This window comes from Lachnoclostridium phytofermentans ISDg (assembly GCF_000018685.1).
Lineage (GTDB): Bacteria > Bacillota > Clostridia > Lachnospirales > Lachnospiraceae > Lachnoclostridium > Lachnoclostridium phytofermentans.
On the sequence record NC_010001.1, the window covers coordinates 3,850,978 to 3,868,736 of the forward strand.

At 35.4% G+C, this 17,759-nt stretch carries 15 protein-coding genes; 5 read left to right on the top strand and 10 right to left on the bottom strand.

What is annotated here, in order from left to right; all coding sequences use genetic code 11:
- Position 1: 1 nt before the first annotated feature.
- Positions 2-1,795 (bottom strand): L-fucose isomerase, encoded by a 1,794-nt coding sequence (locus tag CPHY_RS16360; RefSeq protein WP_012201161.1) that lies wholly within the window; start codon positions 1,793-1,795, stop codon positions 2-4.
- 262 nt (positions 1,796-2,057) lie between these two features.
- Between CPHY_RS16360 and CPHY_RS16365 the strand changes: the two genes are divergently transcribed.
- Positions 2,058-2,909, top strand: a complete 852-nt coding sequence (locus CPHY_RS16365) for a helix-turn-helix transcriptional regulator (RefSeq protein ID WP_012201162.1) — start codon at positions 2,058-2,060, stop codon at positions 2,907-2,909.
- 209 nt (positions 2,910-3,118) lie between these two features.
- On the opposite strand, the gene CPHY_RS16370 is transcribed toward CPHY_RS16365, so the two are convergent.
- The 3 genes from CPHY_RS16370 to CPHY_RS16375 all read right to left on the bottom strand — a co-directional run bounded on the left by CPHY_RS16370 (position 3,119) and on the right by CPHY_RS16375 (position 6,433).
- Positions 3,119-3,673, bottom strand: coding sequence for a hypothetical protein (locus tag CPHY_RS16370; protein ID WP_012201163.1), 555 nt, complete (start codon positions 3,671-3,673; stop codon positions 3,119-3,121).
- A 160-nt stretch (positions 3,674-3,833) separates the two neighbouring features.
- Positions 3,834-4,010 carry a hypothetical protein gene (locus CPHY_RS21865; protein WP_157668746.1) on the bottom strand — a complete coding sequence of 59 codons (177 nt, stop codon included), beginning with the start codon at positions 4,008-4,010 and terminating at the stop codon, positions 3,834-3,836.
- 368 nt (positions 4,011-4,378) lie between these two features.
- Entirely contained in the window at positions 4,379-6,433 is a 2,055-nt protein-coding gene (locus CPHY_RS16375; RefSeq protein ID WP_012201164.1) for an alpha-glucuronidase family glycosyl hydrolase, read from the bottom strand.
- Positions 6,434-6,863: 430 nt separating this feature from the next.
- Between CPHY_RS16375 and CPHY_RS16380 the strand changes: the two genes are divergently transcribed.
- Both CPHY_RS16380 and CPHY_RS16385 read left to right on the top strand, forming a co-directional pair.
- Positions 6,864-7,754 carry an AraC family transcriptional regulator gene (locus CPHY_RS16380; protein ID WP_012201165.1) on the top strand — a complete coding sequence of 297 codons (891 nt, stop codon included), beginning with the start codon at positions 6,864-6,866 and terminating at the stop codon, positions 7,752-7,754.
- Between the two features lie 247 nt (positions 7,755-8,001).
- Entirely contained in the window at positions 8,002-11,559 is a 3,558-nt protein-coding gene (locus CPHY_RS16385; protein WP_012201166.1) for a glycoside hydrolase family 2 TIM barrel-domain containing protein, read from the top strand.
- 551 nt (positions 11,560-12,110) lie between these two features.
- On the opposite strand, the gene CPHY_RS16390 is transcribed toward CPHY_RS16385, so the two are convergent.
- From CPHY_RS16390 to CPHY_RS16400, 3 genes are all read right to left on the bottom strand, one after another.
- Complete coding sequence (locus CPHY_RS16390; protein WP_012201167.1) at positions 12,111-12,962, bottom strand: DegV family protein; 852 nt, start codon at positions 12,960-12,962, stop codon at positions 12,111-12,113.
- 283 nt (positions 12,963-13,245) lie between these two features.
- Positions 13,246-13,569: a DUF2087 domain-containing protein gene (locus CPHY_RS16395; RefSeq protein WP_012201168.1), complete on the bottom strand. Its 324-nt coding sequence runs from the start codon at positions 13,567-13,569 to the stop codon at positions 13,246-13,248.
- A gap of 190 nt (positions 13,570-13,759) precedes the next feature.
- Positions 13,760-14,752 carry an aminopeptidase gene (locus CPHY_RS16400; RefSeq protein ID WP_012201169.1) on the bottom strand — a complete coding sequence of 331 codons (993 nt, stop codon included), beginning with the start codon at positions 14,750-14,752 and terminating at the stop codon, positions 13,760-13,762.
- 262 nt (positions 14,753-15,014) lie between these two features.
- Here CPHY_RS16400 and CPHY_RS16405 point away from each other — a divergent pair, with 262 nt between their 5' ends.
- Positions 15,015-15,347, top strand: coding sequence for a PadR family transcriptional regulator (locus tag CPHY_RS16405; RefSeq protein WP_012201170.1), 333 nt, complete (start codon positions 15,015-15,017; stop codon positions 15,345-15,347).
- A gap of 6 nt (positions 15,348-15,353) precedes the next feature.
- Positions 15,354-15,902, top strand: a complete 549-nt coding sequence (locus tag CPHY_RS20995; protein ID WP_012201171.1) for a DUF2812 domain-containing protein — start codon at positions 15,354-15,356, stop codon at positions 15,900-15,902.
- Between the two features lie 207 nt (positions 15,903-16,109).
- Here CPHY_RS20995 and CPHY_RS16415 read toward each other — a convergent pair whose 3' ends face one another.
- The 3 genes from CPHY_RS16415 to CPHY_RS16425 are packed head-to-tail and all read right to left on the bottom strand — an operon-like array spanning position 16,110 to position 17,731.
- Positions 16,110-16,442 carry a branched-chain amino acid transporter permease gene (locus CPHY_RS16415; RefSeq protein ID WP_012201172.1) on the bottom strand — a complete coding sequence of 111 codons (333 nt, stop codon included), beginning with the start codon at positions 16,440-16,442 and terminating at the stop codon, positions 16,110-16,112.
- A complete protein-coding gene (locus CPHY_RS16420; RefSeq protein ID WP_012201173.1) occupies positions 16,433-17,110 on the bottom strand; it encodes an AzlC family ABC transporter permease in 678 nt (225 codons plus the stop codon). The genes CPHY_RS16415 and CPHY_RS16420 overlap by 10 nt, the downstream gene beginning before the upstream one ends.
- Positions 17,111-17,119: 9 nt before the next feature.
- Positions 17,120-17,731 carry a sugar O-acetyltransferase gene (locus CPHY_RS16425; RefSeq protein ID WP_012201174.1) on the bottom strand — a complete coding sequence of 204 codons (612 nt, stop codon included), beginning with the start codon at positions 17,729-17,731 and terminating at the stop codon, positions 17,120-17,122.
- Positions 17,732-17,759: the final 28 nt, after the last annotated feature.

A 17,759-nucleotide genomic window follows, 5' to 3' on the forward strand; every position in this document is an offset into this window, starting at 1 on the left:
ATTAGCGATACATTGGACCATAAGTTGCGCAAGCTCTATAGTCCTGTCCTTCCTTATCCATTCCAAAAGCATTCCATGCAGCTGGGCGGAAAATCTTCTCCTCTGGGACATTATGCATTGCTACTGGAATTCTTAACATGGAACAAAGAGTAATTAAATCTGCTCCGATGTGTCCATAACTAATCGCGCCATGATTAGCACCCCAATTGTTCATAACATCATAAGCTGTCGTAAATGCACCTTCCCCTGTTGTTCTTGGAGCAAACCAAGTACATGGCCATGTATAATCTGTTCTCTTCCATAGAGTATCTGATACTTCGTCTGGAAGTTTCACTGTGTAACCTTCTGCAATCTGTAACATTGGACCAAGTCCTTTAACAAGATTTAATCTTATCATGGTACAAGGCATCTGCGCTGTAGTTAAGAATCTTGAAGAGTATCCGCCACCACGGAAATATCCATTATCAGCAGCATTCCATGTAGTTGCATTTAAGATTGCTTCTTGATCTTCTTCATTTACGTCATACCAAGGTTTCATCACGCCATTACCAGAAGCATCTTTTGCTTCACCACAAGCATCAAGGCAAGCAGCACCAGAGTTAATTAAGTGAATGATTCCACCAGATTCTTTCGCTACTCCCTCAAGGTCATAACCAGTTGCTTTCTTTACTGCCTCTGGGCTCCAGTAAGTACGAACATCGGCAAAAATTTGTGCTGTATTCGTTAATAGTTTACTAAATAGCATACCAAGACCGTTTAATACGTCATTTTCTGTTGCTAAAATATAAGGCTCTCTTGCACCATTCCAGTCAAAAGAGGTGTTAAGTAATGCTTCTGGGAAATCGCAGTTTGGATAGAAGTCAGTCCATTGACGCTGTCCCTGGAAACCTGCTGCTATTGCATTATGTCCGGACATCTCCTCTTCACAGCCTTCTGGCAGATTAGCATTACCGTTCATTAAATCCTTAATAATACACATCATCTTCACAACGAACTCCCAGTCTTTATCTTTCTGTTCTGGATTTTTTTGAACTTCACTTGGATTCTTATCAAATCCTTCCTTACATTTCTCCTTCGTCCATGCAAGTGCCTTTTCATATTCTTCTTTATCGTAAATCTCCTCTGTCATACGGCGGATAATCTCTACCTCATCGACAGACTCAACTCGCATTCCAAGGTACTCTTCAATAAATGCTGGGTCAATAATAGAACCACCAATACCCATACAGATAGAACCAATCTGAAGATAGGATTTTCCTCTCATGGTTGCTGCTGCTACTGCGGAACGTCCAAAACGAAGTAATTTTTCTTTAACATCCTCTGGAATTTCTTTGTTGTCCGCATCCTGAACATCATGGCCATAGATCCCAAAGGCAGGAAGACCTTTTTGAGCATGGGTTGCTAATACCGATGCAAGATAAACAGCACCTGGACGCTCCGTTCCATTAAATCCCCAAACACCTTTGATTGTCATTGGATCCATATCCATTGTCTCTGCACCATAACACCAGCAAGGTGTAACAGTTAAAGTGATATCAACTCCTGCTTTTTTAAATTGTTCAGCACAAGCTGCAGTCTCTCCTGCTCGTCCGATGGTGGTATCCGAAATAATAACTTTTACCGGTTCTCCATTCGAATAACGAAGATTCTCCTCAAATAATTTAGCTGCTGCTTTTGCCATTCCCATTGTCTGTTCCTCTAAGGATTCTCTCACCTTAAGATATCCTCTTCTACCATCAATGGTTGGTCTGATTCCGATAATCGGATACTCCCCAATTAATCTGTTTTTTGCCATATGTAACTTCCTCCTTTTTTATGATTTAAAATTTTTGTTTATGTATTTTAGTAGGCCATGCCTGCTTAGTAGTAGGCCGGAAGTTTGTGCCGAGGACGACGCAGGCACAAACTTCTAGTGTGAAGTCTTAGAATTTCTTAGGCGGCGTCTTTTGGCGCCTTAGAAATTCTCTTCACACTACCCTCATTATAATATTTTACGCAGAAGTAATCTTGTGTTATAATGGCATAAAAATATAACAATATTCACAGGAAGGGTTCTTATGCAGGACATCAGATATCATGAGTGCAGGCAACGAGGCACCGTAGATTTTCCAATAGAATATCACTATGTGGACCATACACATCCGCAGTATGAGATGCCTTTCCATTGGCATATCGAATATGAAATTATTCGGATTTTGGATGGAGAGTTTAGGCTGTTTCTTGAGGGAACAGAATATCTACTTAAAAAGGACGATGTTGCCTTTATTAAAGATGGTAAACTACACGGAGGTTCACCAAAAGACTGTACCTATGAATGTATTGTATTTGATTTTAATATCTTACGACAGAGAAGTTTTCTAACCGATACATTCCTTAGAAAAATAGCGCACCAAAAGATTAGTATTTATCCAGTACATAATAAGACATGCATTACATCTCCTTTAATTACGATGTTTGATGCAATCCGATCAGAAGAAGAAGGATATGAACTATCTATATTAGGTTCTTTGTTATTATTTTTTGCAGCCTTACAGAAAAACGAATATTACAGTAAGGAAGAGGAATACGATCTAAAATCTCAAAAAGCCATTGAGCAGTTAAAAGCCTCTTTAGAACTCATTGTGACCGATTATGCAAAGCCACTAACCTTACAGGAGCTATCGAGGGAATGTGGACTCTCCCCAAAATACTTCTGTCGATTTTTTCAGGAGTATACCAATCGAACTCCAATCGATTATCTGAATTATTATCGGATTGAACAAGCTTGCTATCAGATTAGTCAATCAGAAGATACGCTAACCGATATTGCATTTCGTTGTGGGTTTAATGACTTTAGTTACTTTATAAAAACATTTAAAAAATACAAAGGAATTACACCGAAAAAATATCAGATGATGTGGAAGGAATAAAGTATTTGCTTTACAGTTTAGCGGACTTAAGACATAAAAATAACCCCTTTCATTAGACATTGTCTTTTGGTCTAACAAAAGGGGTTCACTTCAAAATAGGGTTTCAAGACGAGAATTTTTGAATTCTTTATTCATGAAATTAATCATATTTTGTATTATCATAAGCTTCAGTCGTATCCAAAACTATTATTATTTCAGATTCAACTACCCTAATGGTATAGCAATAAGAAATTTGATGATGTTTTTTTATCACTTCCATCCACATCAAATGTCCAACATTCTTTCCAAAAGGATTCCTTATTATTTAGCTCTTCTTCAGAAATACGTTGCTCTATCTTAAGGCCATCATTAAAATCAGCGATACGGTTATAGTGTTTTTCTAAATCCACTTTCTGTGAGTAAATCCAGTCCCATATCCGTTGTGCATCATCCAAATTAGAATACGAAATAACATAGTCTATGGATGATAATTTAGCATCCTCATCTTCCGTCTTGTAAAGTAAGTTAAGGTATTCTGTCTGTAGGTCATTGTTAATCCGAATTTTCCCATTAGCTACCATTACTAGTTTACCTAAACTAGAATGTTCTTTAAACTTCTTTGATTCCGTACCTAGGACTTGATTCACTTCGCTCCTGGTTTTATCTAAAAGCGTCATGACTTCTGGTAAATTTGTTAGCTTAGTAAAAGATGAGCCCTTACATCCACTTAATGTTATTAACAATGAACTCAATAGCAATACAATACATGTAATTTTTTTCTTCATTACATCCTCCCTTATTCCCACAACGTTATACTTCATTTTATTACTACCACTGTAATATGTGATGTCACCGTTACTAGATCAAAATTTCATGGTTACAGATAATGATGATTTCTAAGTAATCAATATCGGAATTATGTATTGAAATGTTAGTAATTCTATCTTATTTACCGCAAATTGAGAAAATTGCTATAAGAATAAAACACATACACATGCACCCGAAAATTGTATTAACAGCGGTATCTTCATCTTTTTTGACTTTTTTTATTATTGTAACAGTATTAATATAGAGTACTATTGCTGCTAGTATACCTAAGTAAGCATAAACTGCTAAACCCATTATTAATCTCCCCTTCTGAATTTATATATCGTTTTGTATTATATATCTTATTAAATATAAAATCTAAATGCTTCTAGTGATTCACTTTGAATTCAATAATCTATTTTATAACTCTAGATAATGTTATTTTAATATTAGATAATGTCATTTTAATAATATAAGCAAAGGTAATTAGAAAATCCCAGCACTTTGGGGTAAAGAATAGTATATTAACTACCTTATATTTAAGCATATCATAGTTACATAAAATGTCAATATATTCATTTTTTTACTAATGAAAGAAAGTTATTTCTTTCATAAACTGCAAAAAAATATTAGCGGGTTTTATCCCACTAATATTTTTTTGTAAACCCTGTTAGTACAATATATTAATATAACTCCCTCCCCTTTTTATCCCCTATCGCTGTCTTCCTATAAAAATAAGAACAAATCACGTCTCTCCATTCCTTCGAATGTTCCAGCTGTTCCTGTAATCTATGCAATACCCTGTGATATGGTACTTCTTCCAACTTTCCTTTTAGTTCTTCCCATAACTTAACCATCTCTTCCACATCCTCTACTCCCTCAAAATGAGAATCATAGATATGTTGGATTAAGGTCTTACCTGTCTTTAACTGATAGGTATATGGAATGCGATGGAAGAATAAAAGCAACTCTTCTGGGCATGTTTCAGGTGTTCCATAGAGCTCTTGGTTTGGCTGATGATACTGTGTTGTGTATCCTGTTCCATTCTTGGTTCGGTCTACACCAATTGCTGTATGGTCTGCTTTATGATAGGTTCCCCAACGGTCGTATTCATACCCGTCAACATTAGGTCCGTAATGATGAGAAGGATTTACCATCCATCCAATACCAAGCGGAGAAGTATATTTCTCATATGCTGGCCAGGACATCATTAGGATTTTGGATATATAATCTATAACATGCTCCTTCATGCCAAATGTTAAGGTGATCCATTCTTTTGCTATCTCCTCTGATGTTAAATCAGGATCAAAACTCAGTCTACCATATCCATAGAGATTCGCTGCTGCCAAGTCATGACCAGTCCAGTTATCATCATTCCCTGTATTTGCAACTGCTGCCATTCCAGCGTTTTTATTGCCATAAGTGTTGCCACTAACGATATCGAATACCGTATCATTTTCTTCTTTACAATAAGTTCTAAACTTTAAGATTTCTTTAAACATCGGAATCAAGTAACAAACATGTCTTTGCTGACCTGTGTATTCCTGTGCTATCTGAACCTCAAGCATCAGATTTGTCTTCTTCATACCACCGAATAAAGGTGATATTGGTTCTCTAACCTGAAAATCCATCGGACCGTTTTTCACCTGTAGAATTACATTCTCTGCAAAATCACCATCTAATGATTGGAAGTTATCAAAGCTTGCTCTTGCTCTGTCGGTTTTCATATCTCTCCAATCCTGTTTGCAGTTATACACAAAACATCTCCAGATAATCAAACCTCCATAAGGTTTTACTGCCTCAGCTAACATATTGGCACCTTCTGCATGGGTTCTTTGATAAGTAAATGGCCCTGGTCTTCCTTCTGAATCCGCCTTAACTAAAAATCCGCCAAAGGATGGTATTTCTTTAAATAATAATTGCACTTCTTTCTTCCACCAAAGACGTACTTCCTCGTCGAGTGGGTCAGCAGAAGTTAAACCACCAAGTTCCATTGGAGCCGCAAAATTTAAAGAAAGATAAAGCTTAATTCCATAAGAAGCAAAAATTTCACCGATTTGTTTTAATTTATCTATGTAGCGATTTGTTATTAAATTAGTTGCTGTACCACGGACATTTACATTGTTTATCACAACTGCGTTTATACCAACGGAGGAAACAAGTCTTGCATAGGCCTTAGTACGTTCATTTACAATAACTTCACCATGTTCAAAAAAGAAAGAATTACCAGAATAACCTCTTTCAATACTACCGTCCATATTATCCCAATGATTTAACATTCGAAGAGGATTCTTTGGAAAGATAGTTCTATTGAAGGAATGCACATCTGCTCCAAGAATGGTGCTACGAATCAAATCAAAAGTTCCATAGAGAATACCATTTGAGGTGTAAGCCTCTATCAATAGCATCTCGTCTGCTAACGAAATACGATATCCCTCATTTTCTAGATCTTTATTATCACCAATCTGAAAATGAATCCCTTTTCTCGTTTTATCAACATCTGATTTCATATCACAAAGGCTGCTTTCGATATCGATTGAAAATAGCTCTTTTGCTGCTGTTGTTAATTCTAAGACCGCACTTTTTACAATAGAGTCGTCTTTATTGTATGTAACGACTGTAAAATAATCTCGCATCGCAAGATTATCACTCTTATAGTAATTTAACCAAGCTTTTTCAAACCCCATTGTTCCATCTCCTTTTTTTATATTAAAAGTTAATACTACTTCTTCTTCCATTCTTAATAAACCTTCTTTGTAAGCAGTTTCTTTGTACCAAGGTCGACGCAGGCACAAACTTCTGTGTGTAAGAAGTTTGTTCTTTCACACAGAACCCTAAACTCATTATCCTATACACATTATATATTTCGATTACTTATAAACCAACTATACTTCATGAACCATTAGCAAACTTCTTAATTTTTGCTCTATTTTCCTCAAATAATGCTATTATTTAATATGTTAAAATTTTTCTAATCAAATAATGCTATTACTATCCAATTTCTCTTTACAATATTTTTAGAATGCACTATACTTAATATATTAAATTGCACGATTTTTTCTTATATCAGAACTAATATTTGTACATAACTAATAGATTTTTTTCTATTTTACTTATCGCAACATATGATTAATTGAAGTTTATTAATATAATTAAGGAGGAGCATCTATGATAGCTATACTAAACGGAACCAGAGAAACAGTTTCATATGATGAGAATATCGGTATTCGACTTTATTTAAATGAAGAATACGAAGATTACCCGATTCATTGGCATACTGCTGCAGAAATTATTATGCCAATTGAAAATACATATGAGGTTGTTGTAAATAATATACGCCACGAATTAGAGGTAGGCGATATTATACTGCTACCTTCCGGTGAGCTTCACCAACTCTATGCTCCAACTAAGGGGAAACGTATTATCTTCCAATTTGATTATTCCTTACTTTATAACTTAACTGGATTTGACTCCGTATTTCATATGTTCCATCCATGTACCCTCATTACAAATGAGACAATGCCTGATATTCATGATAATCTTCATAGCCTTATGCTTAGAATTATGGATGAATATTTTGGAGACTCCCCATTAAAAGAGGCGGCAATCTATTCTATGCTCGTAAATTTCTTTGTTATCTTAGGTCGGAATTATATTACCTCAGAAAAGAAATTTCCGAATACAAAGAGTCCGAAGCGACATGAATATATCGATAAATTTCTCATGGTATGTACCCATATTAATGAACATTGTACCGAACCTATTAACGTGGATGATCTGGCACAATTAGCTGGCTTTAGCAAGTACCATTTTATGCGTTTGTTTAAAGAGTTTTCAGGTATCTCTTACTACGATTATTTAAATAAGCAACGAATCATGCATGCAGAAAAATTACTTATTGACCCTAACCTAACCATCACTGAAATTGCGATGCATTCTGGCTTTAACAGTCTAGCAACTTTCAACCGAATATTTAAGGAACAGAAGCAATGTACTCCAAGCGAATACAAGCGCCTTCATGGGCCAAATATCATACGTTTTAATGCTTCTCAAGCATAAAGTAATTTTATTTTTTACTTCCAATTGTAAAATAAACCGATATTATCAATTCATACTTCCAAGTATAAGTAACACATCATAATTTGCACAGGCTTTTAAATTATTATAAGAACTACATGTTTCGTATAGGATGTTACATTGTGGATGCAATGAAGATGAAATAAAATGAATCATAGAAATACATTGAAGTGATTTTAAAGGAATTCTAAAAAAATAATTATTTTACTACATAGAAAGGCGGAAGAAAATGAGCAGTCAAGTACATAACAATCGAAGATTAATGAATGATGGCTGGAGTTTTTCCAAACATCAGCTAGGCGCTACCTTACAACAAGTGTTAGATGCAAAAACAGAATGGCATCCCGTTGATTTGCCCCACGACTGGTTAATTTATAATACCCACGATTTGTATGAAACAGGAGAAGGTTGGTACAGACGTACGTTATCCATGGAACACCTGAAAAATAAGGAGCGATATATATTACGTTTCGAGGGCGTGTATATGAACTCGACCCTCTATGTCAATGGAAGGTTTGCTGGAGAGTGGAAATACGGTTACTCAACATTTGAATTCGATATAACCGAGTTTTTAACAGAAGGTGGCAATGAAATTGTGATGCAAGTTATCTACGAGTCACCGAACTCGAGATGGTATTCCGGTGCAGGTATTTATCGTAATGTCTGGTTCCATACCTATCCTGAAGTACATATTAACCCAGATGGAATTTATATTTCAACAGAAAAAGTGGATGAGGATTTTTACGTTTTCCTATCAACCGAAGTTTCCTCTTTACCGATCAGTATGGAACCTGAGCTTACAATACCAGAGGATTTTCATGGATTAGACAAGGATTCCACATCTACACTCGAACTTCGCCATACTGTATGGTCGCCAAGTCATGAATTAGTTTGCACCCATACTGTCGATGTTACAAGTGAGGTAGTAAAGAATGCCTTTTATGTACAAGATAGTAAACTACATATTATTTCACCTCTTCTTTGGGAGCTTTCGTCACCAAATTTATATCAAGTGCAAACTGATATTATCAAAGATAATATTATAATACAGTCCGTAACACAAAACATTGGTTTTCGCACCATAGAATACACCTGCGAAGAAGGCTTTTTCCTTAATGGTAAACATGTAAAGCTATATGGAGTATGTCAACACCACGACCTTGGTAGCCTTGGTGCTGCTATTAATCGTACTGCCCTTCGTAGACAACTAACGATTTTAAAAGAAATGGGTGTGAATGCTATTCGTACTTCACACAATATGCCAGCAGTAGAGTTAATGGAACTTGCAGATGAGATGGGATTTTTGATTAATTCGGAAGCCTTTGATATCTGGGAGCGTTCAAAAACAACCTATGATTATGCTCGTTTCTTCCCAAAATGGGCAGATAAAGATGTCGCTAGCTGGATTCGTAGAGACCGCAACCACCCTTCTCTCATCATGTGGAGTATTGGAAATGAAATCTATGATACACATGCAGACGAGCGTGGTCAGGAAGTTACTAGAATGTTATTAAGCTTTGTTCGAAAACATGATTCTCGCATCAATGCTCCTGTAACCATCGGCTCCAATTACATGGCATGGGAAAATGCTCAGAAGTGTGCTGATATCGTAAAACTAGCTGGATATAACTATGCAGAACGACTCTACGGGGAGCATCATGAATTACATCCAGATTGGATGATATACGGAAGTGAAACGGCATCTACCTTACAAAGCCGTGGAATCTATCATTTCCCATATTCAAAGGCAATCCTTGCAGACGATGATGAGCAATGCTCTTCCCTTGGTAATACGACTTCAAGCTGGGGAGCACGAAGCACAGAATACTGTATTACGAAAGACCGTGATGCCACATTTAGTGCCGGACAATTCATCTGGACTGGTTGGGACTACATCGGAGAGCCAACTCCATATTTTACGAAAAACTCTTATTTCGGTCAGGTAGATACCGCTGGTTTTAAGAAAGATACATTCTATATCTATCAGGCAGAGTGGACGGATTATAAAAAATCACCAATGGTACATTTATTCCCATACTGGGATTTCTCCAAAGATCAGGTGATTGACTTAAGGGTATGCTCCAATGCCCCAAGAGTGGAATTGTTTTTTAATGAAAACTCCCTAGGAACCTATGATATTGACCACAAACATGGTACACAGCTATGTGGCCATTGGCAGTTACCATATGAAGAAGGTACCTTAAAAGCGGTTGCATATGATGAATACGGAAATATTATAGCAACAGATACCCGTACCTCCTTTGGTGATGCCGCTAATATTAAATTATCACCGGATAAAACCACCATGCTTGTGAATTGCCAAGACCTTATTTTTGTTGAAATTAGCATGGAAGATTGTAATGGCAATCCAGTAGAAAATGCAAATAATCGTGTTACCGTAGAAGTTACGGGTGCTGGTCGTCTAATTGGACTAGATAATGGTGATAGTACCGATTATGATCAATATAAGGGAATCAGCCGAAGATTGTTCAGTGGAAAATTACTTGCAGTTATAGCATCAACCTTAACACCAGGTGAAATTACAATGAAGGTTACCTCAGAAACTTTACCAGCAAAGACTCTCTCCTTTACTTCCATTCCATGTGAGTATCCAGAAGGTCTTAGCGATAATATGAGGAATACGGATCACATCATTTATCCAGTACTGAATCCGAAAGTTATAATTCCTACTACGGATGAAGCCGAGATTCCGATTCGTAAACTCGAAATAGTTACACCGAATGGGACTACTCTTTCTAAAGATTTAAGTACAATTGAGGCATATGTAATCACTCATCCAGCAAATGCTACCTATCAAGATATCGATTGGAGAATAACCAATGGATCGGGTATAGATTCCAATCTAGCCAGATTAGAGAAGGATGGTACCAAGGTAAAGGTAATTGCCCTTGGTAGCGGTAAAGCTTATCTTCGTTGTACCTGTAGGAATGGTGCAGATAAGGTACGTATGATTTCTGAAATAGAGCTTAACTTCCATGACCTTGGAGAAGCTACCATGAATCCGTATGAATTTATATATGGTGGTTTATACTCTTGGTCCAATACAAACCTTACCAACGGAATTGAGCGCGGTATCTCCTCTCTGCTACCAATGGATACTTACATTTGTTTTAAAAATGTAGACTTTGGCTCCTATGGATCTGACGAGATTACTGTTCCAATCTACTGTCTTGATACTGAGCTTCCAACTTTTGAGATTTGGGAAGGTATCCCACATGAAGAAGGAAGTGAATTACTAGCAGACTGTTCATTTAGTAAAAAGCCAATATGGAATCACCATCAACCGGAAACCTATCGATTAAAGCGTAGAGTAAAAGGTATCGTAACAATTTCCTTCGTTGTATTTAAACGATTAAGCGTTCAAGGATTTCAGTTTACCAATCCACAAAAAGGATTTGCAAAATTATTCGCTACTGATTGTGACCTCATATATGGAGATACCTTTACAAAGAAAGCTCCTCGCATTGAAGGAATCGGGAATAACGTATCCTTGGAATTTTCAGAGATGGATTTCGGAGAACAGGGCATTACGAAACTCTCTATCTGTGGTCATTCTCCGATTGAGAAGAACACCATTCATGTAAAGTTTATTTCAGAAGAAGGTAGTATGCTCTATAATAGCATTGAAGAACTTGCAGAATTTACTTTTACGAATGAGTACGAAGTAAAAGAGTTTGAATTCTCTAAGAAGACAGGTAAATATACTGTTACCTTTATATTCCTACCGGGCAGTAATTTTGACTTTGAGTGGTTTAAGTTTGAATAAACTCTTGATGGCAAATTATAAAAAAATGTAGGAACATTAAATGATAATAAGCGGGGATAATGTTCTATGTAAGTGTGAGTGTTATTGTAAAACGATAGTAAGCGAGGACAATATTTTATGGAAAACGAGAATATCATAAAAAGATTACGACATATCAGCTATTTAGATATAGTATTATTGCTTATTGCCGGTTTCATAATAAAATCTTACCATAGCTATGTAATAGGTTTTCTAATTATAGCCTTCAGTTGTTTTAATCAGTGGAAATATTACAGATGCCCTCATTGTAAAGAATCACTCGATCTTCGCCTGAAATTAACCAAAGACACACACTGTCCTTCCTGCGGACATATTATCTCTCGCAAGAATTAATCATTAAGATAAACAGATATTGCTATGTTTAAAACATAAAAAATCTAACGTTATGTTTTGATTATTTTTTATTCTATCTCATTTAACAAAATCCATGAAACTTATTAAAGGCTTACCATTGCCTTAATGCGTTTCATGGATTTTTGTATCTTGATTTTAACGCTGTATCGTTCATCATTTTATTTTTCAAAAAACAGTATGCCTAACGTATTCGGACCACAATGGGAAGATACTACTCCACCTGCTCTGGTTATCAATATCTCCTTAAAGTAGTTCAGTTCCTTAAGAAACTGATATGTTTCTTGTTCAATCAATTGATTAATACCAGAGTGAGTTATAAACACGCGAGTCGGGTCTGCCTTAAGTAGTTGCTCCTTTAAATCATTAGCATAATTTAATATAACAGACTTTGGTTTGCCTCGATACTTTTTCTCTACACCCATCTTTCCGCTTTTCACAACTATCATTGGCTTTAAGCGTAGTGTATTGCCTAAAAGTGCAGTCACAGCACTACATCTTCCTCCACGATGAAGATAGGTTAATGTATCAACAACAAAGGATGCCCTAACCTTATCTGTATCTTCCTCAATTTTCTTAACAATCTCCTCTGCCATAAATCCCTTTCTCGCTAAATCTGCTGCAAGTAATACCAAAAGACCTATTCCAGTAGACAAACTCTTAGAATTGATAACAAAAAGCCTCTGATATTCCTGCTCCTGCGCTATCATTCTGACAACCTGACAGGTTACAGACATTTCTTCTGAAATACCGAAAAATATGATATCAAGCTTCTTCTCCATATATGGTTTTAAAATATCTAAGGCAACCCCTATTTCAGGTGCCGCTGTCTTTGGAGTTTCCCCTTCCTGATCTGACCATTCATAGATTTCTTGTGGAGTTATTTCCTTTCCATCTTGAAAACTTTTCATTCCCAATACAATATTAAGAGGAATAATAGTAATATCATATTTCTTTAACAATTCTTCCGATAAATCACAGGTACTATCTGCAAAAATTTTAATTTCACCCATCACTCTTCTCCTTATCTTCTATGTAAATTATGACCATTGTTCTTATGAAACAACCAAAAAAGAATGGATTTTTTCAATTATATGGTAACATAGCACTTTGAGTCAGAAAAATCAATCCCTTCTTACTACTACTAAACATCCTATTGTCATGAATAAAAGTGGATACAAACCATAGATTTATTCATAAGCTGTATCTTCAGCTTAAATCACAGGTTATATCCACATAACATTTATTCTATATTCAATTATAAATTGAAATTGACTTTACCATTTTTCCTATTATTTATTCCATTAATCCTAATTCCTGTAAAGAAGGCTGTACCTCCTCAAGCCAATACGCAGAACCATTCTCTGTTCGATTTATAAAGCGAAAGTTATACAATTCTCTTCTAATTAATGCTGCATCTTTAAAACAACAAACAGAGTTAATTATCTCATTCATTTCTTTTTCTTTGTATTCTCTTCCACTCTCAAACTCTTTTGAAATCCAAAACAGAGCTGCATTCTTAAGTTTTCTTTTTGCTGGATATTCAATTAGATGGTTTTCTTTATTCATTAAATTTTTTAATAATACGAGCACCTTTTCCTCTTGCTGTTTATAGTCCACGACTTAAACTCCTTTTCTTTTTATTTCTTAAAATCGTTTCGGTAAATTTATATATACTTCTTAATCTAGTCATCTTTTACCCTTCCGGCCCTATCTTTTCACACTTTGTAACTCTGCTTCACTTCAAATTCTGCTTTTATACATCAGACTATATTCTTTGAATTATAGAATTATAGATTTTAAATAAGTTTTATTCGTAATCTATAGTTGCAACTCCCACCAAATCAATGTGCATCGGGGCTTCATTAACACCGCCAAACATATGATTTGCACCAATTGCTATATGAACAGTTCCTTCCATCTTTTCATCTAAAACTGTGCATCCAGTAAGTCCTTTGATCTTTGGATTCAATCCGATACCAAACTCACAGACCACACAACCATTCTCAGGCAATTCCATCAAATAATTCTTAATCATATCATGACTACTATCCACAATCTTGCCTTCTTTTATAGTAAGTGTTACTTGTTCACATGCTGGTAAATCATCTAAGTAAAGAATCTCAAAATACATGGTTCCTTCTGTTTTATCCTCCAATGGAGCTATATAAATTTCACCGCATGGCAAATCCCCGTCCCCTGCATCGATATGCCAATCTCGATTCTCATATTCAAGTGTTAAGATCTCTTTCTCACCAGTATATAAGATAGCCTTTTTCGTTTTCTTTAGTTGCTCTATCTTCTCTTCTCCATGGAGGCGAATATTATCATAATCGACATCATAGGCATTTGTCATTTGTTCTATAAAGACCTGTGGTACCATGTTGAATTCTTTCGCATTTTCCTCGGTTGGAATTCTTAATTGAGTAAAGCGTTTCGCCTTCATTAATGTACCAAATAAACCAGACATATATCTGCGATAATTTTGCATTGCTTGTTCACTTAAACCGCTTCCAATTACTACTGGCTGATAGGCAAACAAATCAATCACTGCGTCAAATTCTTTAAAGATCTGAAAATAGCGTTCGTTAAAACAACAATCCTTTGCCCCAGAAAATAATTCACGGTTCACAGTTCTTGACTGAGTTACTTCAAAAGGTGTCGCTCCTAAAGCTGCTACTTGTGTTGCGAAATCATGTAAAATTTGTTTGTCCTTATCTTCTCCCCAAAAGTGTAGTAGGATTAACTCCCCCTCTTTTACTCCAGTCGCTTTCAATAATTTCTTTATTAATTTTTTCTCCATTCTCTTTCTCCTTCATATCATAGAAACATTATGTACTACGATGATACATGAATAACATACGTTATAATATTGGTCAAATTGCATCGTCTTATTTGTTATTATAGTAATCTATTTAATATATGTCAATATTGATTTTATATTTATCTAATTATATTTTAAATTTTCATTTTCTATAAAAATAATATTGACAAGGAAAATATATCAAGTTATGATATATCCATAATAGATATATCAAGTATGGATATATCGGAGAGGTGGAGATATGTCAAAAAATAATACCTTCGATACAGAACAATTAACTGATTCCGCGTACTATATTCTTTTAGCATTAGTCGAAGAACGACATGGATATGCAATTATGCAGTATATTAGTAATCTATCCTCGAACGAAGTTATCATTGGTCCTGCGACACTTTATACATTATTAAAGAAAATGAATACAAATGAATTAATTGAACAAATGGATAGTGATGATCCACGTCAAAAGAAATATAAGATTACTACTATGGGATTTGATTTACTAACAAAAGAGATTAATCGTCGTAAAAAAATGGTAGAACATGGTTTACAAGTTTTGAAAGAATTGGAGAGGTGATAGAATATGAAAAATACGAAAAAAGTATTATGTGGTGGGCTTGCTTTTTCTGACAAAGAAGATATGGAAAAATTAAATCGATATGCTAAAGAAGGTTGGATATTCAAAGAAATGAAGGGCTTGTACTATATACTATATAAAGAAGAGCCTCAAGATCTTATCTTTGACTATGACATCGCAACCGTAAGTGAAGAAGAACTTGATGATTATAATCAAATATTTACTAATGCAGGTTGGACACCACTTAAGCATAGCTATGATTATCACTTCTTTTCAGCTAAAAGTGGAACTCCAACAATTCATACGGATAAAAATTTGTTAGATCAAAAATATAAACCGATTGCAAAATGGTCGCTGGGTGTTTTTTTAGTTAGTTCTGGTATCACAATTGCAGGATTTCGTTTAGGATGGTTAAACCCTTCACACATGCCATACACTATTCTGCTATTGCTAAGCGGAGGATGTGCTGGTGGCAGTGGCGTAGGCTTTTTAGGATGTCATTTTAGGAGTAAGGGAAAACGCCTTTCTTTTAAAAATTTTACCTCTCATAATTAGGTATAAATCTATCCATAGAATAAACGCATTGATGTAAGTAAATTTAAATAAAATATATTCTTTAGTAATGCTAGAGAATTTATATTATAGTAGAACCAGTAATTTGTGTTTTCTAAAGGCGATAGAAAGCAAATCAATCATTCTTTCTATCGCCTTTTATATAAATTCAGAATTCATTTTTCAAAACTATCTAAATTATAACTATACTTAGAAAATAAATTGTATCAGAAGCATATAAACAATGGTACCTCCGCTTATACTTAATAATACATTGCTCTTTAAACGATGTAAAATCAGTATGACTCCAATTGCAATTAACTCTGGTAACCCGTGACTGCCTTTAATTATATTAACACCTTTCAGACAGTATACAACCAAAAGCCCCATCATTGCAGTTGGAAGCGCTCTTCCTAAAAATTGTATGTATTCTGGTATCTTCTTGTGTTCAGGAAATAATAGAAACGGAAGAAATCTCGTAATGATCGTTCCAAGTGCAACTGCCAGAATAATTCCTATCGTTTGAAGTGGGGTTAAATACATAACTTTTTCCTCCCCCCACTTAAACAAAGTACAATTAGTATCATAGCTGGAATTACCATTTGATTAGCTCCAAAGATAAGTATACTAAGTATGGAGCAAACAATACCGATAATGCCCATGATACGATTCTCTTTTTTCTTCCATTGCTCTATAAATAACACAACAAACAATGCAGTTAATACAAAATCTAAACCTTCTGTATTAAACGAAATAAAGTTTCCCGCAAGTCCGCCAAGTAAAGTACCAAATACCCAATAAAGATAATTTAGTAAAGAGATTGCAAAGTAAAAATACTTCCGCTCCACCCCTTCTGGTGGTTCAATCCCGTAAGTGATAGAAAACGTTTCATCGCAAAGTACATAGATTAGAAAATAACGAATCTTTCCAAGTCCACGATACTTGTTTAGCATGGAAATACCATAGAATAAATGCCTGGCATTTACCATAATACTAAGTAAAAATGCCTGTACGGGTTGAAAAACTGTTGTCAATAAGGTGATGGCAACAAACTGCATACTACCACAAAATGCTACCGCGCTCATCAAAACTGACCATACTGGCCCATAACCCTTTGTTTTCATTAAAACCCCATACGCCATACCTAAAAACAAGAAACCTGTTAAAATAGGTATTGTATGAGGAAATGCTTCCTTGAATGCTTTTTTCATTATGTTATCCTACTTATAATCCTCTACATCAAATTCTCGGTTCTTAAAATAGTACTTTCGATCTTCCTCTGTAATCTGACGTATCACACGACACGGATTCCCCACAGCAATCGAATTATCCGGTATGTCCTTCGTTACCACACTGCCAGAACCAATCACAACATTGTTACCGATATGAACATCTGGGTTTATAACAACATTTCCTCCTACCCAAACATTGTCCCCAATGGATACCGCGATACCGTATTCATATCCAGAATTTCTTGAATCCGGATGTATGGGATGTCCAGCAGTATAGATTGCTACATTCGGAGCAAACATCACATTATTTCCTATAGTCACCCTACCAACATCAAGAATAACGCAATTAAAGTTAGCATAAAAATTCTCTCCAACTTCAATATTGTAACCATAATCACAACGAAACGGTGCTTCAATATAGAAGTCCTTTCCCGTCTTTCCTAAAATTTCTCCCAATAATTTTTGCTGCTTATCATTTTCAGATGGTAAGCAATGATTAAACTCATGGATTTTCATTCTACAATTCAATCTCTCCTCACTTAAGCCATCCATCCAAGCTTTATAAGGAAGCCCTGCTAACATACGCTCTTTTTGATTCATAATAACTCCTATCTTACATGTTTTATTT